23 protein-coding genes and 1 pseudogene are annotated in these 21,622 nt (G+C 59.5%); 14 read left to right on the forward strand and 10 right to left on the reverse strand.

Annotation, left to right across the window (positions count from 1 at the left end; translation table 11 throughout):
- Positions 1 to 158 precede the first annotated feature (158 nt).
- Together ACLH1U_RS01390 and ACLH1U_RS01395 are read left to right on the forward strand one after the other, a co-directional pair.
- On the forward strand, positions 159 to 1,454 hold the full coding sequence (locus tag ACLH1U_RS01390) for an MFS transporter (RefSeq protein ID WP_044523912.1): 1,296 nt from the start codon (positions 159 to 161) through the stop codon (positions 1,452 to 1,454).
- An 11-nt stretch (positions 1,455 to 1,465) separates the two neighbouring features.
- Positions 1,466 to 2,275: a substrate-binding domain-containing protein gene (locus ACLH1U_RS01395; RefSeq protein WP_374014604.1), complete on the forward strand. Its 810-nt coding sequence runs from the start codon at positions 1,466 to 1,468 to the stop codon at positions 2,273 to 2,275.
- Here the strand turns inward: ACLH1U_RS01395 and ACLH1U_RS01400 are convergent.
- Positions 2,250 to 3,149 (reverse strand): LysR family transcriptional regulator, encoded by a 900-nt coding sequence (locus tag ACLH1U_RS01400; RefSeq protein ID WP_044523908.1) that lies wholly within the window; start codon positions 3,147 to 3,149, stop codon positions 2,250 to 2,252. The two genes, ACLH1U_RS01395 and ACLH1U_RS01400, sit on opposite strands and share 26 nt — an antisense overlap.
- Before the next feature lie 114 nt (positions 3,150 to 3,263).
- Positions 3,264 to 3,746: a cold-shock protein gene (locus ACLH1U_RS01405; RefSeq protein ID WP_032453327.1), complete on the reverse strand. Its 483-nt coding sequence runs from the start codon at positions 3,744 to 3,746 to the stop codon at positions 3,264 to 3,266.
- Positions 3,747 to 3,937: 191 nt separating this feature from the next.
- Between ACLH1U_RS01405 and ACLH1U_RS01410 the strand changes: the two genes are divergently transcribed.
- Positions 3,938 to 4,636, forward strand: a complete 699-nt coding sequence (locus tag ACLH1U_RS01410) for an RluA family pseudouridine synthase (protein ID WP_032428902.1) — start codon at positions 3,938 to 3,940, stop codon at positions 4,634 to 4,636.
- A 24-nt stretch (positions 4,637 to 4,660) separates the two neighbouring features.
- Here the strand turns inward: ACLH1U_RS01410 and ACLH1U_RS01415 are convergent, their stop codons facing one another.
- Positions 4,661 to 5,200, reverse strand: a complete 540-nt coding sequence (locus ACLH1U_RS01415; protein WP_023290173.1) for a DUF2058 domain-containing protein — start codon at positions 5,198 to 5,200, stop codon at positions 4,661 to 4,663.
- 115 nt (positions 5,201 to 5,315) lie between these two features.
- A complete protein-coding gene (locus tag ACLH1U_RS01420) occupies positions 5,316 to 5,645 on the reverse strand; it encodes a gamma-glutamylcyclotransferase family protein (RefSeq protein ID WP_023290172.1) in 330 nt (109 codons plus the stop codon).
- Positions 5,646 to 6,053: 408 nt separating this feature from the next.
- Here ACLH1U_RS01420 and ACLH1U_RS01425 point away from each other — a divergent pair.
- The 5 genes and pseudogenes from ACLH1U_RS01425 to ACLH1U_RS01445 all read left to right on the forward strand — a co-directional run.
- Positions 6,054 to 6,170: pseudogene (locus ACLH1U_RS01425) on the forward strand (type VI secretion system lipoprotein TssJ); the annotation flags it as partial.
- A 1-nt stretch (position 6,171) separates the two neighbouring features.
- Positions 6,172 to 6,615, forward strand: a complete 444-nt coding sequence (tssE, locus tag ACLH1U_RS01430; protein WP_048297773.1) for a type VI secretion system baseplate subunit TssE — start codon at positions 6,172 to 6,174, stop codon at positions 6,613 to 6,615.
- 19 nt (positions 6,616 to 6,634) lie between these two features.
- Positions 6,635 to 8,050 (forward strand): VasL domain-containing protein, encoded by a 1,416-nt coding sequence (locus ACLH1U_RS01435; protein WP_102002543.1) that lies wholly within the window; start codon positions 6,635 to 6,637, stop codon positions 8,048 to 8,050.
- 131 nt (positions 8,051 to 8,181) lie between these two features.
- The gene (locus ACLH1U_RS01440; RefSeq protein WP_032453309.1) at positions 8,182 to 9,096 is read left to right on the forward strand and encodes a sugar ABC transporter substrate-binding protein; all 915 of its coding nucleotides are present in this window, start codon (positions 8,182 to 8,184) and stop codon (positions 9,094 to 9,096) included.
- A gap of 83 nt (positions 9,097 to 9,179) precedes the next feature.
- Positions 9,180 to 9,509 (forward strand): DUF1869 domain-containing protein, encoded by a 330-nt coding sequence (locus ACLH1U_RS01445; RefSeq protein ID WP_044523884.1) that lies wholly within the window; start codon positions 9,180 to 9,182, stop codon positions 9,507 to 9,509.
- A gap of 88 nt (positions 9,510 to 9,597) precedes the next feature.
- On the opposite strand, the gene ychF is transcribed toward ACLH1U_RS01445, so the two are convergent.
- Together ychF and pth are read right to left on the reverse strand one after the other, a co-directional pair.
- Positions 9,598 to 10,689 carry a redox-regulated ATPase YchF gene (ychF, locus tag ACLH1U_RS01450; protein WP_002910443.1) on the reverse strand — a complete coding sequence of 364 codons (1,092 nt, stop codon included), beginning with the start codon at positions 10,687 to 10,689 and terminating at the stop codon, positions 9,598 to 9,600.
- Between the two features lie 117 nt (positions 10,690 to 10,806).
- Positions 10,807 to 11,391, reverse strand: coding sequence for an aminoacyl-tRNA hydrolase (gene pth / locus ACLH1U_RS01455; protein WP_004180389.1), 585 nt, complete (start codon positions 11,389 to 11,391; stop codon positions 10,807 to 10,809).
- A 272-nt stretch (positions 11,392 to 11,663) separates the two neighbouring features.
- Between pth and ychH the strand changes: the two genes are divergently transcribed.
- Together ychH and ACLH1U_RS01465 are read left to right on the forward strand one after the other, a co-directional pair.
- Entirely contained in the window at positions 11,664 to 11,939 is a 276-nt protein-coding gene (gene ychH, locus ACLH1U_RS01460) for a stress-induced protein YchH (RefSeq protein WP_002910437.1), read from the forward strand.
- A gap of 222 nt (positions 11,940 to 12,161) precedes the next feature.
- Positions 12,162 to 13,208: a MerR family transcriptional regulator gene (locus ACLH1U_RS01465; protein ID WP_048297769.1), complete on the forward strand. Its 1,047-nt coding sequence runs from the start codon at positions 12,162 to 12,164 to the stop codon at positions 13,206 to 13,208.
- On the opposite strand, the gene dauA is transcribed toward ACLH1U_RS01465, so the two are convergent.
- The 4 genes from dauA to lolB form a co-directional block, all read right to left on the reverse strand.
- Positions 13,209 to 14,888 (reverse strand): C4-dicarboxylic acid transporter DauA, encoded by a 1,680-nt coding sequence (gene dauA / locus ACLH1U_RS01470; protein WP_064157472.1) that lies wholly within the window; start codon positions 14,886 to 14,888, stop codon positions 13,209 to 13,211.
- 250 nt (positions 14,889 to 15,138) lie between these two features.
- Complete coding sequence (prs, locus tag ACLH1U_RS01475) at positions 15,139 to 16,086, reverse strand: ribose-phosphate diphosphokinase (protein WP_002910407.1); 948 nt, start codon at positions 16,084 to 16,086, stop codon at positions 15,139 to 15,141.
- A gap of 183 nt (positions 16,087 to 16,269) precedes the next feature.
- On the reverse strand, positions 16,270 to 17,118 hold the full coding sequence (gene ispE / locus ACLH1U_RS01480; protein ID WP_072413462.1) for a 4-(cytidine 5'-diphospho)-2-C-methyl-D-erythritol kinase: 849 nt from the start codon (positions 17,116 to 17,118) through the stop codon (positions 16,270 to 16,272).
- A complete protein-coding gene (gene lolB, locus ACLH1U_RS01485; protein WP_023290149.1) occupies positions 17,118 to 17,729 on the reverse strand; it encodes a lipoprotein insertase outer membrane protein LolB in 612 nt (203 codons plus the stop codon). The genes ispE and lolB overlap by 1 nt, the downstream gene beginning before the upstream one ends.
- 271 nt (positions 17,730 to 18,000) lie before the next feature.
- Here lolB and hemA point away from each other — a divergent pair, with 271 nt between their 5' ends.
- The 4 genes from hemA to sirB2 are packed head-to-tail and all read left to right on the forward strand — an operon-like array spanning position 18,001 to position 21,622.
- Positions 18,001 to 19,257 carry a glutamyl-tRNA reductase gene (hemA, locus tag ACLH1U_RS01490; RefSeq protein WP_023290148.1) on the forward strand — a complete coding sequence of 419 codons (1,257 nt, stop codon included), beginning with the start codon at positions 18,001 to 18,003 and terminating at the stop codon, positions 19,255 to 19,257.
- A 42-nt stretch (positions 19,258 to 19,299) separates the two neighbouring features.
- Complete coding sequence (prfA, locus tag ACLH1U_RS01495; protein ID WP_004203214.1) at positions 19,300 to 20,382, forward strand: peptide chain release factor 1; 1,083 nt, start codon at positions 19,300 to 19,302, stop codon at positions 20,380 to 20,382.
- Positions 20,382 to 21,230: a peptide chain release factor N(5)-glutamine methyltransferase gene (gene prmC / locus ACLH1U_RS01500; protein ID WP_050533460.1), complete on the forward strand. Its 849-nt coding sequence runs from the start codon at positions 20,382 to 20,384 to the stop codon at positions 21,228 to 21,230. The genes prfA and prmC overlap by 1 nt, the downstream gene beginning before the upstream one ends.
- Entirely contained in the window at positions 21,230 to 21,622 is a 393-nt protein-coding gene (gene sirB2, locus ACLH1U_RS01505) for an invasion regulator SirB2 (protein ID WP_008804389.1), read from the forward strand. The genes prmC and sirB2 overlap by 1 nt, the downstream gene beginning before the upstream one ends.

Below are 21,622 nucleotides of genomic sequence, written 5' to 3' on the forward strand. Positions count from 1 at the left end.
AAATGATTGTATATAAAAGTAATGTTAATTAGTTAAATGTTATTTATGCGTGAATTGCATCAATGGATGCGTTTATTACGCTTATTTCATTCCCGGTTCTGTTTCAGTCTTCAGCAACAGGCGCGCGACAACGCGTGGATAACAAACTGGAGACCTGCATGCATTCGACAACCTCACTGATGAGTACCCGTGACCGGCTCGGCGCCATTCTGCGCGTCACGTCCGGTAACTTTCTCGAACAGTTCGACTTTTTCCTGTTCGGGTTTTATGCCACCTACATCGCACATACCTTTTTTCCGGCGAGCAGTGAATTCGCCTCGCTGATGATGACCTTCGCGGTCTTTGGCGCCGGCTTTCTGATGCGGCCCATCGGCGCCATCGTGCTTGGCGCCTATATCGACAAGGTAGGGCGGCGCAAAGGGCTGATTGTGACCCTGTCGATCATGGCCACCGGCACCTTCCTGATCGTGCTGATCCCCTCTTACCAGGCCATTGGCCTGTGGGCGCCGCTGCTGGTGCTGATCGGCCGCCTGCTGCAGGGCTTCTCCGCCGGCGCTGAGCTGGGCGGGGTATCCGTCTATCTGGCCGAGATCGCCACCCCGGGCCGCAAAGGGTTTTACACCAGCTGGCAGTCGGGCAGTCAGCAGGTCGCCATTATGGTGGCGGCCGCGATGGGCTTTGCCCTCAACGCCGTGCTGGAGCAGAGCGCCATCAGCGACTGGGGCTGGCGTATTCCGTTCCTTTTCGGCTGCCTGATCGTCCCGTTCATTTTTGTGCTGCGCCGTAAGCTGGAGGAGACCCAGGAGTTTACTGCCCGCCGCCATCATCTGGCGATGCGCCAGGTATTCGCCACCCTTCTGGCGAACTGGCAGGTGGTCATCGCCGGGATGATGATGGTGGCGATGACCACCACCGCGTTCTATCTGATCACCGTCTATGCGCCGACCTTTGGCAAAAAAGTGCTGATGCTCAGCGCCTCGGACAGCCTGCTGGTCACGCTGCTGGTGGCGATTTCCAACTTCTTCTGGCTGCCGGTGGGCGGGGCGCTGTCCGACCGCTTTGGCCGCCGGCCGGTGCTGATTGCCATGACCCTGCTGGCGCTGGCTACCGCGTGGCCTGCGCTGACCATGCTGGCGAACGCGCCGAGCTTTTTGATGATGCTGAGCGTGCTGCTGTGGTTGTCCTTTATCTACGGCATGTACAACGGGGCGATGATCCCGGCGCTGACCGAAATTATGCCCGCCGAAGTGCGCGTGGCAGGCTTCTCGCTGGCCTATAGCCTGGCGACCGCGGTGTTTGGCGGCTTCACGCCGGTGATTTCCACGGCGCTGATTGAATATACCGGTGATAAAGCTTCCCCAGGCTACTGGATGAGCTTTGCCGCCGTCTGCGGCCTGCTGGCCACTTGCTACCTCTATCGCCGCAGCGCCGTTACGCTGCAGACGGCACGTTAATCAGGGAGATGATGATGCGTAAAACGACAGGAACCCTGCTGGCCACGCTGCTGCTGGCCGCCACCGGCGGCAGCGCGCTGTCCGCTGAGGTCACCGTGATGATCTCCGGCGGCTTCAAAGCGGCGCTGGAAAAGCTGGCCCCGGCATGGGAAAAACAAAGCGGCAACCACCTCGTGGTGATCCCCGGGCCGTCGATGGGAAAAACGCCGCAGGCGATCCCTAACCGCCTGGCGCGGGGCGAACACGCGGACGTGGTGATTATGGTCGGCGACGCGCTGACCAGCCTCGAGAAAGCGGGCCGTACGCAACCGGATTCGCGCCGGGAGCTGGCCGACTCGCCCATCGGCGTGGTGGTGAAAGCGGGAACGCCGCTGCCGGCTATCCGCAGCGCAGACCAGCTGCGGGCGGCGCTGCTGGCTGCGCCGTCGGTCGCGTACTCCGACAGCGCCAGCGGACGCTATGTCAGCTCGACGCTGTTCCACCGCCTGGGCATTGATGAGGCGATGCAGAGCAAAGCGCAGATGGTGGAGCGTATTCCGGTAGCCTCGGAAGTGGCGAAGGGACGGTATGCGATCGGTTTTCAGCAGGTGAGCGAACTGCTGCCGGTGCCCGGCGTGACCTTTGTCGGCGAACTGCCGGATAACCTGCAGTACATCACCCGCTTTGCCGGGGCGGTGACCGTCAGCGCCGACCACCCGCAGGAAGGAAAGGCGCTGCTGACGTATCTGGCCTCACCGGCGGCGCAGGAGACCATCCACGCCACCGGTATGCGAAGCGTAGCTGCCGCCGCGCCGGTCAGCCAGAAGGATACTGTTCAATAATCAGCTTCTCCAGCTCTGCCGCCACGTAGGACTGAATACGGCCGCTGAGGCGGATCAGACCTACCGTACGGGTGACCACCGGGTCGGTAAGCGGTACGGCGCGGAGAACGGAATGCTCCCCGGCGGGCATCGACATCGCGGGCACGGCGGCAATGCCGATGCCCGCTTCCACCATCCCCAGCATCGTGGTGACGTGGCGGGTTTCGCAAATGCTTGGCCGCGCCGGCGTCAGATGCGCCAGCTCCCTGTCGAGCAGCGTCCGGTTGCCGGAGACCCGATCGAGGCCAATATAATCCTGTTCAAAGTATGCCTGCCAGCTGAGGTGCGTCCTGCTCGCCAGCGGATGGTCGTGCCGACAGGCGGCGACATAGCGGTCGTCGGCCAGCGGGGTGAATTCGATGCTGGCCGGCAGGTTTTTGGCAAAGCAGAGGCCAAAGTCAGCCTGTCCGCTGCTCACCGCCTCAATGACATTCCCGGCGCTGCTGTCGATCAGTCGAATACGCACCTGGGGAAAGCGCGCCTGAAAGCTGCGGATGATTTCCGGCATAAAGTAGTAGGCGGCGGAAGGTACCGTCGCCACTGTCACCAGCCCGGTACGCGCCTTGCTGACCTGGCTGATATCCGCCAGCACCGTCTCGACGTGGGCCAGCAGCTGCTCCGAACGTTCGGCAAAATTCTGTCCATACAGCGTAAGGGTCACGCGGCGGGTGGTGCGCTCGAACAGCCGGTTGCCTAACGCGGTCTCCAGTTTTTCGATGCGGCGGCTGAGGGCCGACTGCGACAGGCAAATGGATTCTGCGGCCAGCCGAAAGCTGCCATACTCCATCAGGGCGCGAAAGGCATAGAGATCGTTGAAGTCAAAATTTACGGGCATGGCGGCGGCATCCTTATCGGCTGTCTGGCGCCTCGCCCCGTCCGGTGAGGGGCGATGGCGACGAAAATCGGCTCGGCAGGTGACTGGGCGCGCGGCTGACCGCACGCCGGGTCGTCATACCTTGAGCAGTTTTACCGTGGCATCGATATCGATTTCGTCTTCCGAGAAGATCAGGGTTGTCCCCTGAAAGGTGGTGATCGCCAGCTTTTTCACCGAGCGCATCTCTCCCGGCTGCACCGCGGATTTTGGCCGGATGCTGTTCATCAGCAGCCCGACCGACAGCACCGCGTTTTCTTTATCCACGCGGGTCTCGACCGGCTCTTCTTCCCGGTAAACCACATAGGATTTGATGGAGGTCAGCTTCAGCCGCTCGCCGGCGATATAGATATATTTGCTTTCCGGAATGACCTTCACCGCGTAGGCCGACAGCCCTTTATTGTTGGTGGTAGGTTCAAAAGTCACCGCCGCGTCTTTCTTGATGAGATCGGGATTGGCGACCTTAATCACATGAAAATACCGGTTTTCGCCGTTTTCATCTTTGATAAATCCAAAACCTTTATCTTTAAACCACGTTGTGATTGTTCCGTTCATCGCCATTACCGTTCTTACTCGTTGGTTAACTCAAATTTTGCAGCGCGCAGTGTAAAGCACATTGCCTGCGCAGACCATGCCTTTGCGATAAGTGTGGGTGATAAATGACGCCGCCGCGAGGGCGGATCGTGCGCCAGCGTCGTACCGGCGGGCAAAATGGGGTACTATCGCCGCCCAATCCTTCTTCGGGCCGTCTGATGTCCACCATTATCGATACCTTTGTCGCTCCGCCGTGCCGCGAGCAGATAACCCTCCTGTATCAGGACGAACACCTGCTGCTGATCAATAAACCTGCCGGGCTGCTGAGCCTGTCAGGCAAAGATCCGCGTAACCTCGACTCCGTGCATCATCGACTGGTCCAGCGCTTTCCGGGCTGCACCCTGGTACACCGCCTTGATTTCGGCACTTCCGGTCTGATGGTGGTCGCCCGCAACAAGGTGATTAACGCCGCGCTGTGCCAGCAGTTCAGTCAGCGCACGGTGGGTAAGGTCTATACGGCGCTGCTGTGCGGCCATTTGCCGGAAGATGAAGGGATAGTGGAGGCGGCGATCGCCAAAGACCCGGCCCGTTTCCCGCGCATGTCGATCTGCGCCCGGCACGGCAAACCGGCGCGTTCGCGCTACCGGGTAATTGACCGTATGTACCAGACGCGGGAAGGGGAGAGGGCGCTGGCGCTGACGAGGGTGGCGCTCACCCCGGAGACCGGGCGCACCCATCAGCTGCGGATCCACTGTCAGCTGCTGGGCTATCCGATCCTTGGCTGCGATCTGTATGGCGGCCGGGAATTGCCGGGCACGGAACAGGCTCCGCGGCTGATGCTGCACGCCAGCGAACTGCGTTTTCGCCACCCCGTCAGTCGCGAGCCGATGCATATCCAGCAGGCAAGCTCGTTCTGATCGCCTGCCGCCGGAAGCCCGCGATCACCACATCAGGTCGTCGGGCACCTTAAAGTCGGCGTACGGATCGTCTTCATCCTGCTCATCCTGGCTCAGGGCGCTGTGCAACACGATGCTGCTGGCATCGCGCTGGGCAATTTTCTCAGCCACAATCGCCGGAATAATTGCATATTCCCCTTCAGGTTTGTTATCCACCGCCAGGCGGGCAATCGCCAGGCGACCGTTAATCAGCTGGGTTTGGGTGGTCTTGTCGACCATGATTTTTTTGATCAGATTATTATCGGTAAAGTTAAAGCCGATATCGCCCCGGGCGACGGTAATGCGGTTCATCTCAATCAGCTGCTTGACCTGAGCTTTATACTCTTTCGCCAGCACCGCCTGCTTTTGCTGCTCGCTGAGCTGTTTATCGCGCTCCAGCTGGGCTTTTTTATTCTCTTCCACCGCTTCCCGGGCCTCACGGGCCTGCACGCGGGATTTTTTCGCCGTTCTCTGGACTTTGGCCATTTTTTTGCTGCTGACCAGGCCGGCTTTGAGCATCTGCTCTTGTAAGGTAAGTTTTGTCATTTGCGTATCTGAAGCTTAGGAAACATCTGGCAAGTATACCTGCATTGGCGGAAACGACGCCAGACCCGCGGACGTACTGGGCCGCTGTGCCCGGTAGCGCGAAACTGGCCGGGGATTACTCCCGGGGCTGGAGCTGATAAATCCAGGCGCTGACCTGCTGTCCATCGTCGGTAGTCACCTCCACCGACACCCGATCGTACCCCTCCTCAAAGTCGTCCAGCATGGGCCAGTGCGCCGCCAGCCGGTCGGACAGGAACAGATAGCCGTTGACCCGCGGGCCGTTGGCATCGAGGACGATCCCCGGAAAATCAGCGGCTGCGCCCCAGCCGCGCGCGTAAAAGGTACCGGTAACGTAGCCCGGACGCCACTCGCCCCCGATCGCCTCCAGAATATGCGCATTGCTGCGACCGGGACAGAGCGTCCCATAGACAAATAGCGGTTTCATTTTCTCTCTCTCGTTCGCCCTGATACCCGCCCCCAGCGGAGCGGAAAACCAAAATACGGGGTAATTCAGCGCCTGGCAATGGCCGGGTGGGGGTTAGGCGTCTCTCTGATACCGGGGGAGATTCAGGCGCCGGCGCTGTCGAGGATATATCGACTAAAGTGAAATTTTTATTATTAATCATATTTAAGATGAATATAAATAAGTCTGATAGAGGGATTAATTCGCTAATTACCCTTTAACGGCAAATTATAAGAGGAGAATACAATGCCTGTCGTTTTCGCCGCCTTCACTTGGGGGATGAAAGATAGCGAGCCTTGAATTCAGATATTATTTACCCCCTGGCAGCACCTGGCGCTAATTTTTCCCTTTATGATAAGCAACCATTAAAAAATAACTTGAAGCTTTCATCTGACGCAAAACCGCTGGCGGCTGCTACTGACCCCGAAGGATCTTATCCCGGCGAGACCGCGCATTATCGAAGCCAGCCAAAATCAACTGACGCTGCACCCGCTTAAGGAGAAGTGAAATGCCTCGTCCCTCCCTGTACGACATCCTCTACGGCAATTTCGCCGGCGGGCTGGACCTGAACAACGTCAGCGAAACGGATCAGGTCATCCTGTCGGTGCTCGATAACATGCAGCGCATCCTCAACTGTCGGGCCGGAACGCTGGCGCATTTGCCGGACTACGGCCTGCCGGATATGACCGCTATCCTCCAGGGCATGCCGGCGTCGGCGCATCAGCTGATGAGTACGCTGTCGGCGGTGTTGCTGAAATACGAACCGCGCCTGCAGCGGATCGCGGTGGTGATGCTCGATCAGGATGCGCCCGGCGAACTGCGCTATGCCATTGATGCTGAGCTGAAGGATATCGGTCTGGTACGTTACGGCACAGAGTTTATGCCTGAAGGCAGGGTGTTGATCCGCCACCTTAAACGTCAGCAGTACCTTGACGCCCGCTCCGCCCTCTAATCTCTCGCTGAAAGACATCATGATGACAACACATAAAGACCGCCGCTATAAAACCGGTGGCGACCCACGCACGCTGGCTGATTTTATTGCCCTGCGTGCGGAAATGAACAAGCTCAGCCACCCGGCGCGGCCGGATATTAACTGGCCGTATGCCGAGCAGCTTGCCCGTGCGCTGCTGGAGCATCACGGCGCGGATCTGCAGACTGTCGCCTGGTATACGCTGGCCCGCGCCCGGCTGGACGGCCTGGCAGGGATCAACGAGGGGCTATCGCTGCTGGAAACGCTGCTGGCCCACCAGGGTAAAAACCTGTGGCCGCAGGCGCTCCCGGCCCGCACCGAAATCTTCCGCACCCTGAGCAAGCGGCTGCGGCAGGTGATCCGCACCCTGAACCTCACCCCGGACGATCTTGCGTCGCTTAGCCAGGCTGAGTGTTCGCTGCAAACCTTCGACGCGGTGCTCCAGCGCCTTGAGATCGCGCCTGAAAACCCGCTGAATGACCTGCGGGCGCTGCTGCGCAGCACGGCAACCCGCTTTGAGAACCTCGACCCTGCGCCAGCGCCTCCCGTCGCGCCGCCGGTGGCGATGTCTGAGGCGGCACTTCCCGACGCTCTGGTCAGCGAAGAGGATGCTGCGAAGGCTGAGCCAGCGCCAGAACGACAACGTAGACCAGAGGCTGAGCCGCCGGCTCCGTCTTCACCAGCAAAGCGGCCCGCGCCAGGGATAGCATCGACTCCGGTCGCCGCGTCGCGCTGGAAGCCATTTATCGCCGGAATGGTCACTATGCTGGCGGTGTCGGGCATCGCCGTCGGCGGATGGCTGGCGTTGCGCCAGACCGATTTGCCGCCGACTGTGATGACGCAACAGGCCGGGCCGCTAGCGGACCTTCCGGGGGCATCTCCCCACGCGCCGGTCGATCTGCGCCAGGCGCAGCGCCAGCTTGACGATCTCGCCCGCCTGGCGCCGGACTGGGCGATAAGCTACGGCGACCGGCTGGTCCAGCTTGCCCTGAGCCGCTGGCCAGAACAGGCAAAGCCCCTGGCGCAGCAGTGGCAGCGGCAGCTAAGCGCTGCGGCATTGCCCGCGGAAAACCTCACCGGCTGGGCGGAGGGCATGCGTCAGCTGCAACGGCTCGCCGGTCAGCTCAATGCCCTCGACGAGCAGAAGGGGAAGTACCTGACGGTGAGCGAACTGAAAACGGCGGTGTTTGCCATTATGCAGTCGCTTAACCGCGCCGTTCCGCTGGAAGAGCAGCTGCGTGAGCTGGCCGCGCTCCCCGCAGGTCAACCCTGGCCAGCCGCCCGCGGCAGTCTCGCCGAACTGCATCTGCAACAGCTGATCGTGGAGTATGCCCTGCTGAAGCGAAAACAGCCGGCGCCACCGCCCGCTGCGCGACCCGCAACCGGTGGGCCCTCGGTGAGTGAGGCGGTGAAATAAAGTGTGCGCATGGCAACATTTTCTTTACATCATGATTGCAAGAACTCTACGCCCTTCGTAGTCTGAAAATGATTTAAATATACCGTTTAATTTTATATTGAAAATTTTATTTCAAACTCTGAGGGCATGCTATGAAGCACTGTAACATCATCCTGTTAGTTGGCCTTCTGGCCAGTTCCGCTTCGGCATTGGCGGAAAAGATCGGCGTCTCGATGGCTTACTTCGATCAAAACTTTCTCACCATTATTCGTCAGTCCATTGAGAAAGAAGCTCATGCCCGCCAGGTCGAGGTGCAGTTCGAAGACGCCCGCGGCGACACCGGACGCCAGGCCGATCAGGTGCAGAGCTTCATTGCCTCCGGCGTGGACGCGATCATCGTTGACCCCGTGGACTCCGCCAGCACCCCGCAGCTGACGAAGATGGCGCAGCAGGCCAGGATGCCGCTGGTGTATGTGAACCGGACGCCGGGGGACAAAACGTTACCGCCTGGCGTGGTGTTTGTCGGTTCGGACGAGCGGGAGTCCGGCACATTGCAGATGGAAGCGCTGGCGAAGCTGGCGAACTACAAAGGCAACGTCGCCATCATGATTGGTAATCTCACCGATGCCGGCGCGCTGCAGCGCACCAGGGACGTAGAGCAGGTGGTGGCCAAATATCCGGCGATGAAAGTGGTGCAGAAACAGCCGGCCAACTATTCCCGCAGCGAGGGAATGGATCTGATGCAGAACTGGACAGGCAACGGGGAAGCGATTGATATTGTGGCGGCGAACAACGACGAGATGGCGATTGGCGCGGCGATGGCGCTGGAGAAGAGCCAGAAGAAGCTGCTGATCGGCGGCATCGACGCCACGCCGGATGGGCTGAAAGCGTTGGCCAGCGATAAGATCCAGGTAACGGTTTTCCAGGATGCCGTTGGTCAGGGCAAAACGGCCTTAGCGGTGGCATTGAAGCTGATTAAAGGAGAAAAAGTCGAGTCCCATGTCTGGATCCCGTTTGAGTTAGTGACCAAAGAAAACATGCAGACCTATGTGGAAAAGAGTCATTAACGGCAAGGCAGAAATGTTCGAACTTTGCTGATAAAACCGGGCTGAGAATATGACGCCCGGGCAACGAAACCGGAGGAAAAGAGATGGCAACGGCAAAAAGCGGCTACACGCTGCAGGTGATAAAGGCAGGGCAGCAGGGGCATGTTGAAATGAGGTGGGGGCATCTCGCGGAAGTTGATACGCGCGTGGCGGCGGCGACCATCGCGCAGCATATCGGGCGACCCTCGTCTGCGGCGGATCCGCAGGAGATCAGCCTGTCGCTGACCAATGCCGCCAGCGGCATCTCGGTGGAGCTTCATCACCCGGCCTCAGGGGAAAGCGCCACCCCGGCTTTTATTGAGGACGAGTTAAAAAAGATTGTGCAGATCGTTGATGGCTACGAGGCGGCAGAAGAGACCCATATCGTGGAGTAGCGCGCCGCCTTGCGCACAGGAAAAAAAATCCACGCCGGAGCGTGGATTTTTTATTACTCGATGGCGGCAGAAACGCCAGCCAGCGGGATTAGACGTTGAACAGGAAGTTCATCACATCGCCATCTTTCACGATGTAGTCTTTACCTTCAGCGCGCATTTTACCGGCTTCTTTCGCGCCCTGTTCGCCTTTGTAGGCGATAAAGTCTTCATAAGCGATGGTCTGCGCGCGGATAAAGCCTTTTTCGAAGTCGGTGTGGATCTTACCGGCTGCCTGCGGCGCGGTCGCCCCGACCGGGATGGTCCAGGCGCGAACTTCTTTCACCCCAGCGGTGAAGTAGGTCTGCAGGTTCAGCAGGGCGTAGCCAGCGCGGATCACGCGGTTCAGGCCCGGTTCTTCGAGACCCAGCTCAGCCATAAACTCATCACGCTCTTCATCGTCCAGTTCGGCGATGTCCGCTTCAACCGCGGCGCACACCGGCACCACTACAGACCCTTCCTGCTCGGCGATAGCGCGAACCTGATCGAGGTATGGGTTGTTCTCGAAACCGTCTTCATTGACGTTCGCGATGTACATGGTCGGCTTGAGGGTCAGGAAGCTCAGATAGCGGATGGCCTCTTTCTCTTCTTTGGTCAGATCCAGCGCGCGCAGCATACCGGCGTTTTCCAGCTGCGGCAGGCATTTCTCCAGCGCGGCCAGCTCAACTTTCGCGTCTTTATCGCCGCCTTTGGCTTTTTTGGAGACGCGGTGAATCGCGCGCTCGCAGGTATCAAGGTCAGACAGCGCCAGCTCGGTGTTGATAACGTCGATATCTTCCGCCGGGTTCACTTTACCTGCCACGTGAATGATATTGTCGTTTTCAAAGCAGCGAACCACATGGCCGATAGCTTCGGTTTCGCGGATGTTGGTCAGGAACTGGTTGCCGAGACCTTCGCCTTTGGACGCGCCTTTCACCAGGCCCGCGATATCAACGAACTCCATGGTGGTCGGCAGGATACGCTGCGGTTTGACGATTTCAGCCAGCTTGTCCAGACGCGGATCGGGCATCGGTACGACACCGGTGTTCGGCTCAATGGTACAGAAGGGGAAGTTGGCCGCTTCAATACCCGCTTTGGTGAGCGCATTGAACAGGGTGGATTTGCCGACGTTGGGCAAACCGACGATACCGCATTTGAATCCCATGATTTAAATCACCTTAATCTTTGGATAATCAATCTGTTATCAGGAACAGATTGCAGAAAATTGAATAGCTTTGCCTATTATACACGGTGCGCGGCAAAAATGCCGCACGACAACGGCTTATTGCGCCTTAAAGGCGTGTAAACGGTTGGTCGCTTTAGTGAGACCATCCTTTAACCAGATTTCCGTACAGCGCGCCGCTTCGTCGACGGCATCATCAATCAGTTTCTGCTCGCTGGCCGGTGGTTTGCCGAGGACAAAGCCGACAACCTTGTTTTTGTCGCCCGGATGGCCGATCCCGACGCGTAAGCGGTGAAAGTTCGGGTTATTGCCGAGCTTGCTGATGATGTCTTTCAGGCCGTTGTGGCCGCCATGGCCGCCGCCAAGCTTAAATTTCGCCACGCCCGGCGGTAAATCCAGCTCATCATGGGCAACCAGAATTTCGTCCGGGTTGATGCGATAAAAGGTCGCCATCGCGGCCACGGCTTTACCGCTAAGGTTCATAAAGGTGGTGGGCACCAGCAGGCGAACATCCTCGCCCGCCAGGTTGATGCGCGAGGTATAGCCGAAGAATTTGCTCTCTTCGCGCAGCGGCGCGCGATGGCGATCCGCCAGTAAATCCACATACCAGGCGCCAGCGTTGTGCCGGGTGGCGGCATATTCCGCACCGGGGTTGGCCAGGCCGACAATCAGTTTAATGGTCACGTTTTCTTTCCTGCATGGGGCATTCTCTGCCGCGTAGTGTACTGTCTACGGGCGCGCTTGACAAAGTTCTGGCCTCGAGACAATACCAGCATTGATGATTTACTCTCTAAACCATTAGAATTTGATATTGTTCATAGGCTTATTTGTAAATTTTTGTCTATTTGCTGTTCACTAATGTGATCGTGGGCGCACTCCACAGAAGAGACCTTGTCTATACTACACCTATAAGATTTGGGGACATTCCCTGGCAACCCAAAGTCCGGAGGTGACACATGAAACGCAAAAACGCTTCGTTACTCGGTAACGTACTCATGGGGTTAGGGTTGGTGGTGATGGTTGTGGGGGTGGGTTACTCCATTCTGAACCAGCTTCCGCAGCTTAACCTGCCACAATTCTTTGCGCATGGCGCAATCTTAAGCATCTTCGTTGGTGCGGTGCTCTGGCTGGCCGGTGCCCGTATTGGCGGCCACGAGCAGGTCAGCGACCGCTACTGGTGGGTGCGCCACTACGATAAACGCTGCCGTCGTAATCAGCATCGCCACAGCTAACCGTAGCATGATCCCCCGCATCGGTCCCTGAAGACCGATGCGTTTTACTGTGCCTCTCGTTATCTCTTCTTCTTTTTCCCGCCATATGACGACCCCCATTCCGACCTGAGCTTCGTGATGCTATGGTTGCCGCCAAAAGTGAATATCAAGCGCGTTTTTCGCTTGACCCTGACGTTACGTCAGGCAGCAGAGTAGCGGACCTGGCCACAGAGAGGAGCAGTCATGTTAATTCAGGTGGGAGAGCTGGCGAAGCGCGCCGGGCTGACGGTGCGTACGCTGCATCATTATGAACAGACGGGGCTGTTAACGCCTTCGGCCAGAAGCGAGGCGGGCTATCGGCTCTATAACCTGTCCGCGGTTCAGCGCCTGCATATGATCAAGGCGCTGGCGCAGACCGGGCTGACGCTCGCCACCATCAAGGACTATCTCGATCGGCGAACGCTGTCGCTACCCGAACTGCTGACGCAGCAGATAGAGACGCTTAATGACCAACTGCGCGATGTCGGCAGGCTGCGCGACCGGCTGTTGGCGCTGCGCGAGGCGCTGGCGAGCGGCAATGAACCCGATCTGGAGTCCTGGCTACAGACGCTGGAGTTAATGAAAATGTACGATCGTTGGTTTAGTCAACAGGAGTTAGCCGTGCTGCCGTTTGCGGCACAGGATGAACAGCGCGCGCAGGCGTGGCGCGAGCTAACAGAGGAGGTGCAGACGCTGATGGCGAGCGGCTGCCCGACGGACAGTCCGCAGGCGATGAGTCTGGCGACGCGCTGGATGGAGCGCCTGGAGCAGGATACGGCCGGGCGCCCGGAGTTTCTGACCCGCCTGAACGAGATGCATGCCGCCGAGCCGCAAATGGTTGAACAGACCGGCGTCACCCCGGCCATCATTGCCTTTATCACCGAAGCCTTTGCCGAAAGCAAACTGGCTATCTGGGCGCGGTATCTCGACGACGAGGAGATGGCGTTCACCCGCCGGCACTACTTCGACCGGCTACAGGAGTGGCCAGCGCTGGTGGCGAAGCTGCATCAGGCGTGCCGTGAGGGCGTAGCGCCGGACTCGGCGTCGGGTCAGGCGCTGGCCCGGGCGTGGCTTGAGCTGTTTCAGTCCTACGCCGGCACCCGGCCGCAGACGTTGCAGAAGTTTCGTCAGGCAATGGAGCAGGAGCCGCATTTGATGAAGGGCACCTGGATGACGCCGGCGGTGCTGAGCTGGCTGCAGCAGGCGACCGGAGCCTTGATGCGGCAGGCGCAGGGGCCTGCCGCCGGGTGATCACAGGTCAGCCAGCGCGGCCTGACGATCGGGGTAGAAGCTCAGGCGTCCGGGCAGCGGCTTGACGCCGGCGCGCGCTAACGTGCGTAGCGGCTGAAATTCGAGGTTAGATACGCGTAATTCACAGCCTTCCGGCAGCTTGTTCACAAAGCGCTGGAAGGCATCCAGACCGCCGGCGTCGAGAACCGGCACCGCGTCCCACTTCAGCACCACGATGCGCTTGCCGGCGATCCGGGTCTCCAGGTCGTTGAATAGACCTTCGGCGGCGGCAAAGAACAGCGGACCGATCACCCGCAGCACCAGCACGTCGTCTGGCACTTCGACGTTGACCGGCGCCAGATGGGTCATGCGCGCGATACGGCGCATAAACAACAGCGAAGCCAGCACGATCCCGACGCTGATGGCGATCACCATATCAAACAGCACCGTCAGCGACATGCACATCAGCATCACCACGATGTCGTCCTTCGGCGCGTGGCGTAGCAGATTGATGACTTTATGCGCCTCGCTCATGTTCCATGCCACCATCAGCAGCAGGGCGGCCATCGCCGACAGCGGCAGCCAGGAGAGCAGCGGGGCGAGGATCAGCAGCGCCATGATCACCAGCAGGGCGTGGATCACGGCGGCGATCGGCGATGTGGCGCCGGCGCGGACGTTCGCCGCCGAGCGGGCAATCGCCGCGGTGGCGGTGATCCCGCCGAAGAACGGCGCAACGATGTTGCCCAGCCCCTGGCCAATCAGCTCGCTGTTGGCTTTATGTTTGGTACCGGTCATGCCGTCGAGCACCACCGCGCACAGCAGAGATTCAATAGCGCCCAGCATCGCCATGGAGAAAGCCGCGGGCAGCAGCGCCTGCAGCGAAGCCCAGCTCAGGGTAAAGTTGGAACCCGGCATATCCCAGGGCAGCACCAGCTGCGGCAGCAGCTGCGGAATGCCGTTGCCCTGAGTGCCGTCCGCCAGCTGATAGTGGAACTGCGAGCCGATCGTCGCCACATCGCCGCCGAGCAAGTTGACGACCAGCATCACCCCACAGCCGGCCAGCAGCGCCGGGAGGTGGCCCGGCAGACGGATACCCAGCCGCGGCCAGAGGATCAGGGTGCCGAGGGTGACGACGCCGATGGCGGCGTCCCCGACGTTAATGGTCGGCAGGGCCATCGCCAGCGCCGCCACTTTCTGCAGATAATGCTCCGGCACATGGGGCATCTGCAGGCCGAGGAAATCTTTAATCTGCATGGTACCGATGGTGATACCGATCCCGGAGGTGAAGCCGAGGGTGACCGACAGCGGGATATATTCGATCAGGCGGCCAAAGCGCGCCAGGCCGAAAAGCATTAAAAAGATCCCCGACATCAGCGTCGCCACCAGCAGCCCCGCCAGGCCGAACTGCTGGGAAACCGGATAGAGGATCACCACAAAGGCGGCGGTCGGTCCGGAAACGCTAAAGCGCGATCCGCCGGTTAAGGCGATCACAATCCCTGCCACCGCTGAGGTATAGAGGCCGTACTGCGGCGGCACACCGCTGCCAATCGCCAGCGCCATCGCCAGCGGAATCGCAATGATCCCGACGGTGATCCCGGCGATCAGGTCGCGGGTAAAGCGGGCAGTGGTGTACTTTTCTTTCCAGCAAGCGTCGATGAGGGCGCGGAAAGGCATCACATGTGAGGAAAATAATCTGTTCACAATAATGTTTCATCCATGAGCGCATCATCTGTCAACTGAATGGCAGGTGAAGGAGGCATCGGTCATTGCCACATCATCCTTCGGGATGCCTCTGTGTTGGCTGCGTTCATTTATCCCGGTCACGTACTGCCTGTACGCTCCCGGGGATTCATTCACTTGCCGCCTTGACGCATGCCGAATGATTTTGTGGAAGAATTAAAAATTCAGAGACAAAAAAACCCGCCGCAGCGGGTTTTTGTGCTCGGCTCGATTAATGTTCGAACATAGCAGAGATTGATTCTTCATTGCTGATACGGCGAATAGCTTCAGCCAGCATACCGGAGAGCGTCAGAGTACGCACTTTATCCAGCGCTTTAATTTCTGGTGCCAGCGGAATGGTATCGCAGACGACAAATTCATCGATCACAGAGTTTTTAATGTTCTGGATAGCGTTGCCGGAGAAGATCGGGTGCGTCGCGTAGGCGAATACGCGTTTCGCGCCGCGCTCTTTCAGCGCTTCTGCCGCTTTACACAGGGTGCCGCCGGTGTCGATCATATCGTCGACCATCACGCAGTCACGACCCGCGACGTCGCCGATGATATGCATCACCTGGGAGACGTTGGCGCGCGGACGGCGCTTGTCGATGATAGCCATATCGGTATCGTTCAGCAGTTTAGCGATAGCGCGAGCACGAACCACGCCGCCGATGTCCGGAGAAACCACGATCGGGTTGTCCAGGTTCAGCTGCAGCATATCTTCCAGCAGGATTGGGCTGCCGAACACGTTATCAACTGGCACATCGAAGAAGCCCTGGATCTGTTCTGCGTGCAGGTCAACGGTCAGCACGCGGTCAACGCCGACGCTGGACAGGAAATCTGCCACCACTTTCGCGGTGATTGGCACACGAGCAGAACGAACACGACGGTCCTGACGAGCATAACCGAAGTAAGGGATAACGGCGGTGATACGACCTGCCGAAGCACGACGCAGAGCATCAACCATAACAACCAGTTCCATCAGGTTGTCATTGGTGGGAGCACAAGTGGACTGGATGATGAAAATATCACCACCGCGTACGTTTTCATTGATTTGTACGCTGACTTCGCCGTCGCTAAAACGACCTACAGCGGCGTCGCCAAGAGAAGTGTACAGGCGGTTGGCAATACGTTGTGCTAGTTCCGGGGTGGCGTTACCAGCAAAAAGCTTCATATCAGGCACGAGAAGAACCTCAGGCATGCGTCCAGTGGTGGATGAATGGGCCAATAATGTGCGGGCTGGCGCCATTCGATCCAGTCGGTGTATTTAAAGAGCACGATGCAACGTCTGGAACAGGGTGACGTTGTCACCGTAACTCAATTTCCCCGGCTGACTCATGAACGATGCGCCCTCACGGCGCAGGATTCAGAGCAGGGCCTGCTTGAGCGGCGAGAGGTTTACTCCGCGCGCCACAAAGCCATTTAGCCATGCCGGGGCAGTGTCCAGCACCTGACGGGCAGCGGATTCGGTGTTAAATTCAGCAAACACACAGGCCCCTGTGCCGGTCAGGCGTGACGGCGCATATTCTAACAGCCAGGAAAGCGCGGCATCAACCTCGCGAAAACGTTTTCTTGCGATAAGCTCGCAATCGTTGCTGAATTCACAATTTAATAACGTATTAATTGACCGGCGCGGGGTATTTCGTGGTAGCTCCGGGTCGCGAAAAATGATCGGCGTCGGAATACTGACGCCCGGATGGGCCACCAGGTACCATTTTTCCTCAGGCTCCACCGGCGTCAGAATTTCACCCACCCCCTCGGCAAAGGCGGCATGGCCGCGCACAAAGACCGGCACATCGGCCCCCAGCTGCAGGCCAAGGGTCGCCAGCTCATCTTCCGAGAGTCCGCAGCCCCAGAGATGGTTGAGCGCCACCAGCACGGTGGCGGCATTGGACGAGCCGCCCCCCAGACCGCCGCCCATCGGCAGGCGCTTATCGATACTGATATCGGCGCCGCTGCCCGCCGGCAGGCGGCCGCTTTCGCCGGCGGCGCGCATCAGCAGACGCGCGGCGCGAACGATCAGATTCTCTTCGTCCGGCACCCCGGCCACCGGCGTCAGCAGGCGCAGTTCGCCGTCAGCGCGCGGTTCGATGGTCAGCGTATCGCCGTAGTCGAGGAACTGAAACAGCGTCTGCAGGGTGTGGTAACCATCAGCCCGCTGGCCGGTGATATATAAAAACAGATTCAGTTTTGCAGGTGAGGGCCAGCGGCTCATCATTTCACGATCCAGTTATCCATCTTCAGCTTGATGCGCTGGGCGCCATTGTTCAGCTCGACATTAGACGGCAGGGCGGGCTGGGTATCGCTGGTGTAGCCGCCGTAGGTGACGTGCCAGGTTTTGCCGTTTTGCGTGTAGTTCAGTTCACGCAGACGGTACCGATCGTCCAGCGAATAGTCGGTGGCGTCGCCCGGCAGGCCGATGATCCACTGGCGCAGGCTGTTCAGCGGGATCGGCATCCCGGTCAGGCGGCCAATCATCTCTTCGGCATCGGTGGCGGTGTAGGTCTGGCCTTTGTTGTCGATCAACTGCACGCTGCCAGGCTGCGCGGTCAGCGACAGCTCGGTGCTGCCCAGTGGGTTGGTCAGCAGCAGGCGATAGCGGTCCTGGCCGGTCTGCTGCCAGAAGAAGCGGGCATAGACTTTTTGCTCATCGGAGAGATAGGCAAACGCCCCGCGGGTCTGGAACTGGTTGAGGCTGCGAACAGCCTGCTGGTGCTGGCGCCACTGCGGCGAATCCGGGCTTTTGCCAGGCCCCTCGGGGGTATGAACAGAACAAGCGGTCAGGACGAGGCTGGCCAGCGGCAGCAGGCGGAACAGTCGATTCATAATGATGACAAATCCTTGATGTCTACAGTGAAATTCGGCGGCAGGGGAACAGCGGGCCGATTTGTGTAGCAGGTTACATTTATAATCCTTAATGCTAGCGTCGCCGGGCGATAGCGTCTACGTTCAAGTTGTCTGAAATCAAAAAATTAACCTTAATGGCGGTCTTGCTTTGGCTATTACTCCAAAAGGGGAGCCTCTCTTTTATTGATTACGCGCATCCTGTATGATGCACTCAGACTAACCTTAGCAACGCTGGTACTACTCCCTCACAATGACCCTTTTAGCTCTTGGCATCAATCACAAAACAGCGCCGGTCGCCCTGCGAGAACGCGTTGCGTTTTCGCCGGAAACGCTCGATAAGGCGCTGGAGAGCTTGCTGGCTCAGCCGATGGTGCAGGGTGGGGTGGTGCTGTCGACCTGCAACCGCACGGAACTCTATCTCAGCGTAGAAGAGCAGGATAACCTGCAGGAAGCGCTGATCCGCTGGCTGTGCGATTACCACGGCCTCAATGAAGAAGACCTGCGTAAAAGCCTCTACTGGCACCAGGATAACGATGCCGTCAGCCATCTGATGCGCGTCGCCAGCGGCCTTGATTCGCTGGTGCTGGGCGAACCGCAGATCCTCGGTCAGGTGAAAAAAGCCTTCGCCGATTCCAGCCGCGGCCATCTTAACGTCAGCGAACTGGAGCGGATGTTCCAGAAATCGTTCTCGGTGGCCAAGCGCGTGCGTACCGAAACCGATATCGGCGCCAGCGCCGTTTCCGTCGCGTTCGCCGCCTGTACCCTGGCGCGGCAAATCTTTGAATCCCTGTCGAGCGTGACGGTGCTGCTGGTCGGCGCCGGTGAAACCATCGAACTGGTGGCGCGCCATCTTCGCGAACATCACGTGCGCAAAATGGTGATCGCCAACCGCACTCGTGAACGCGCCCAGGCGCTGGCGGAAGAAGTGGGCGCCGAGGTGATTGCCCTCAGCGATATCGACGAACGGCTGAAAGAGGCCGACATCATTATCAGCTCCACCGCCAGCCCGCTGCCGATCATCGGCAAAGGCATGGTGGAGCGTGCGCTCAAGGCGCGGCGCAACCAGCCGATGCTGCTGGTGGATATCGCCGTCCCGCGCGACGTCGAACCGGAGGTCGGCAAACTGGCTAACGCTTACCTCTACAGCGTCGACGATCTGCAAAACATCATTCAGCATAACCTGGCGCAGCGTAAGGCCGCGGCGGTGCAGGCGGAATCGATCGTCGAGCAGGAGACCAGCGAATTTATGGCCTGGCTGCGCGCGCAGAGCGCCAGCGAGACCATTCGCGAATACCGTTCTCAGTCCGAGCAGGTCCGTGAGGAGCTGACGGCGAAGGCGCTGGCCGCGCTGGAGCAGGGCGGTGATGCCCAGGAAATTATGCAGGATCTGGCGCGTAAGCTCACCAACCGCCTGATCCACGCGCCAACCAAATCACTTCAGCAGGCCGCCCGTGACGGGGACGACGAACGCCTGCATATTCTGCGCAACAGCCTCGGGCTGGAATAGCGCACCTTTCTCTTATTTTCAGGACAGGGTGAATTCACGCCTATGAAGTCTTCTATTGTTGCCAAACTGGAAGCGTTGTACGAGCGCCACGAAGAAGTGCAGGCGCTGCTCGGCGATGCCGCGACGATTGCCGATCAGGATAAATTCCGCGCGCTGTCGCGGGAGTATGCTCAACTAAGCGATGTGGCGCGCTGCTATACCGACTGGCGTCAGGTGCAGGAGGATATTGAAACCGCGCAGATGATGCTCGACGATCCGGAAATGCGCGAAATGGCGCAGGAAGAGCTGCGCGACGCCAAAGATAAAGGCGAACAGCTGGAGCAACAGCTACAGGTCCTGCTCCTGCCGAAAGATCCTGATGACGAGCGTAACGCCTTCGTGGAAGTGCGCGCCGGGACCGGCGGCGACGAAGCGGCGCTGTTTGCCGGCGATCTGTTCCGCATGTACACCCGTTACGCGGAATCGCGCCGCTGGCAGGTGGAGATCCTCAGCGCCAACGAAGGTGAACACGGCGGCTTTAAAGAGGTGATCGCCAAGATCAGCGGCGACGGCGTCTATGGCCGGCTCAAATTTGAATCCGGCGGCCATCGCGTGCAGCGCGTGCCGGCCACCGAGTCGCAGGGGCGTATCCACACCTCCGCCTGTACGGTGGCGGTGATGCCGGAGCTGCCGGAGGCGGAAATGCCGGATATCAACCCGGCGGATCTGCGCATCGATACGTTCCGTTCCTCCGGCGCGGGCGGTCAGCACGTTAACACCACCGACTCGGCGATCCGTATTACCCACCTGCCCACCGGCATCGTGGTGGAGTGTCAGGACGAACGTTCCCAGCATAAAAACAAAGCCAAGGCGCTGTCGGTGCTGGGGGCGCGGATCCGCGCCGCCGAAGTGGCCAAGCGTCAGCAGGCGGAAGCCTCCACGCGCCGCAACCTGCTGGGCAGCGGCGACCGCAGCGATCGCAACCGTACCTACAACTTCCCGCAGGGCCGCGTGACCGACCACCGCATCAACCTGACCCTTTACCGTCTCGATGAGGCGATGGAGGGCAAACTCGACATGCTGATTGAGCCGATTGTCCAGGAACACCAGGCCGATCAGCTGGCGGCGCTGTCCGAGCAGGAATGATGACCTTTCAGGCCTGGCTGCAGCAGGCAATCGCCCGCCTGGCGGAGAGCGACAGTCCGCGACGCGACGCCGAGATCCTGCTAGGACACGTCACCGGTCGGGCGCGCACCTGGATCCTGGCCTTCGGCGAAACGACGCTGTCCGCCGACGAGGCGACGACGCTGGAGGCGCTCCTGCAGCGACGCCAGCGCGGGGAGCCCATCGCCCATCTGGTCGGGCAGCGGGAGTTCTGGTCGCTGCCGCTGTTTGTCTCCCCGGCGACGCTGATCCCCCGCCCGGATACCGAATGTCTGGTGGAGCAGGCGCTGGCGCGTCTGCCCGTCGCGGCGTGCCGTATTCTCGACCTCGGCACCGGGACCGGCGCCATTGCCCTGGCGCTGGCCAGCGAACGTCCTGACTGTGAAGTGATCGCGGTGGACGTGATGCCGGACGCCGTGGCGCTGGCGTTGCGTAATGCCGCCCATCTGGGCATTGCTAACGTGACGATACGGCAAAGCGACTGGTTCAGTGCGCTGGCCGGGCAGCGCTTCGCCATGATCGTCAGCAATCCCCCCTATATCGACGCCGCCGACCCGCATCTTGCCGAAGGCGATGTGCGTTTTGAGCCGTTGACGGCGCTGGTGGCAGGCGACCAGGGGCTGGCCGATCTGGCGCAGATTATCCGCGAGGGGCGGCAGTATCTGCAGCCCGGCGGCTGGATGCTGCTGGAGCATGGCTGGACCCAGGGCGAAGCGGTACGCGCCCTGTTCCGCGAGGCGGGCTATCTGGATGTCGCGACCTGCCGCGACTACGGCGACAATGAGCGTCTGACCCTCGGACGTTTACCCGACATGGAGAACGTTGGCTGATGAACTTATTCACGGCTGTCCTCTACCTGCACATCGCCAGCGTGGTGGTGTCGGTAGGATTGTTCGTTTTACGTTACTGGTGGATGTATCACCAGAGCCCGCTGCTGAACCAGCGGTGGGTGCGAATTGCGCCGCACTGCAGCGATACGCTGCTGTTTCTCAGCGGTGCGGGATTAATGGCGATAACGCACTACCTGCCGTTCACAGAAGACGGCGCATGGCTGACTGAAAAGCTGTTTGGCGTTATCATTTACATCGCATTAGGTTTTATCGCGCTGGGCCGTCGTCGTCCGCGCAGCCAGCAGAGCCGCTTTATCGCGTTCCTGCTGGCGCTGGTGGTGTTGTTTATCATCATTCAACTCGCCATCACAAGAATACCGATACTGGGGTAG

Source organism: Klebsiella sp. 1SOBk5mer (genome assembly GCF_046603115.1).
Classification (GTDB): domain Bacteria; phylum Pseudomonadota; class Gammaproteobacteria; order Enterobacterales; family Enterobacteriaceae; genus Klebsiella; species Klebsiella quasipneumoniae.

Excerpts from the sequence above, each read along its gene's own strand:
- ACLH1U_RS01390 (WP_044523912.1), top strand. The coding sequence starts at position 159 with ATGCATTCGACAACCTCACTGATGAGTACCCGTGACCGGCTCGGCGCC.
- ACLH1U_RS01395 (WP_374014604.1), top strand. The coding sequence starts at position 1,466 with ATGATGCGTAAAACGACAGGAACCCTGCTGGCCACGCTGCTGCTGGCC.
- ACLH1U_RS01400 (WP_044523908.1), bottom strand. The coding sequence starts at position 3,149 with ATGCCCGTAAATTTTGACTTCAACGATCTCTATGCCTTTCGCGCCCTG.
- ACLH1U_RS01405 (WP_032453327.1), bottom strand. The coding sequence starts at position 3,746 with ATGGCGATGAACGGAACAATCACAACGTGGTTTAAAGATAAAGGTTTT.
- ACLH1U_RS01410 (WP_032428902.1), top strand. The coding sequence starts at position 3,938 with ATGTCCACCATTATCGATACCTTTGTCGCTCCGCCGTGCCGCGAGCAG.
- ACLH1U_RS01415 (WP_023290173.1), bottom strand. The coding sequence starts at position 5,200 with ATGACAAAACTTACCTTACAAGAGCAGATGCTCAAAGCCGGCCTGGTC.
- ACLH1U_RS01420 (WP_023290172.1), bottom strand. The coding sequence starts at position 5,645 with ATGAAACCGCTATTTGTCTATGGGACGCTCTGTCCCGGTCGCAGCAAT.
- tssE (WP_048297773.1), top strand. The coding sequence starts at position 6,172 with ATGCCTCGTCCCTCCCTGTACGACATCCTCTACGGCAATTTCGCCGGC.
- ACLH1U_RS01435 (WP_102002543.1), top strand. The coding sequence starts at position 6,635 with ATGATGACAACACATAAAGACCGCCGCTATAAAACCGGTGGCGACCCA.
- ACLH1U_RS01440 (WP_032453309.1), top strand. The coding sequence starts at position 8,182 with ATGAAGCACTGTAACATCATCCTGTTAGTTGGCCTTCTGGCCAGTTCC.
- ACLH1U_RS01445 (WP_044523884.1), top strand. The coding sequence starts at position 9,180 with ATGGCAACGGCAAAAAGCGGCTACACGCTGCAGGTGATAAAGGCAGGG.
- ychF (WP_002910443.1), bottom strand. The coding sequence starts at position 10,689 with ATGGGATTCAAATGCGGTATCGTCGGTTTGCCCAACGTCGGCAAATCC.
- ychH (WP_002910437.1), top strand. The coding sequence starts at position 11,664 with ATGAAACGCAAAAACGCTTCGTTACTCGGTAACGTACTCATGGGGTTA.
- ACLH1U_RS01465 (WP_048297769.1), top strand. The coding sequence starts at position 12,162 with ATGTTAATTCAGGTGGGAGAGCTGGCGAAGCGCGCCGGGCTGACGGTG.
- ispE (WP_072413462.1), bottom strand. The coding sequence starts at position 17,118 with ATGAGCCGCTGGCCCTCACCTGCAAAACTGAATCTGTTTTTATATATC.
- lolB (WP_023290149.1), bottom strand. The coding sequence starts at position 17,729 with ATGAATCGACTGTTCCGCCTGCTGCCGCTGGCCAGCCTCGTCCTGACC.
- hemA (WP_023290148.1), top strand. The coding sequence starts at position 18,001 with ATGACCCTTTTAGCTCTTGGCATCAATCACAAAACAGCGCCGGTCGCC.
- prfA (WP_004203214.1), top strand. The coding sequence starts at position 19,300 with ATGAAGTCTTCTATTGTTGCCAAACTGGAAGCGTTGTACGAGCGCCAC.
- prmC (WP_050533460.1), top strand. The coding sequence starts at position 20,382 with ATGACCTTTCAGGCCTGGCTGCAGCAGGCAATCGCCCGCCTGGCGGAG.
- sirB2 (WP_008804389.1), top strand. The coding sequence starts at position 21,230 with ATGAACTTATTCACGGCTGTCCTCTACCTGCACATCGCCAGCGTGGTG.